This window comes from Bacillus sp. SIMBA_008, assembly GCF_046535495.1.
Taxonomy (GTDB): Bacteria; Bacillota; Bacilli; order Bacillales; family Bacillaceae; genus Bacillus; species Bacillus subtilis.
In genome coordinates this window covers 1-249 of record NZ_JAWRWL010000945.1, presented here as the reverse complement: position 1 = coordinate 249, position 249 = coordinate 1, and the positions used below count along the sequence as shown (strand labels likewise).

The 249-nt window shown below is 44.2% G+C and carries 1 pseudogene; it reads left to right on the top strand.

What is annotated here, in order from left to right:
- Positions 1-249: pseudogene (locus SB658_RS26160) on the top strand (excinuclease ABC subunit C); the annotation flags it as partial.

Sequence of the window (249 nt, the reverse complement as noted above, 5' to 3'; positions counted from 1 at the left end):
CGTGAAACGAAAAAGCTGCTCGACCGTTTATATCCTCTCAGAAAATGTGCCACCCTCCCTGATCGCGTCTGTTTATATTATCATCTTGGACAATGTCTCGCGCCATGTGTGTATGACATTTCTGAAGAAACGAATAAGCAGCTCGTGGACGAAATCATAAGGTTTCTAAACGGAGGACATCAGCAAATCAAAAAGGAACTTACCGAAAAGATGGAAGAAGCCGCCGAACAATTAGAGTTCGAACGCGCA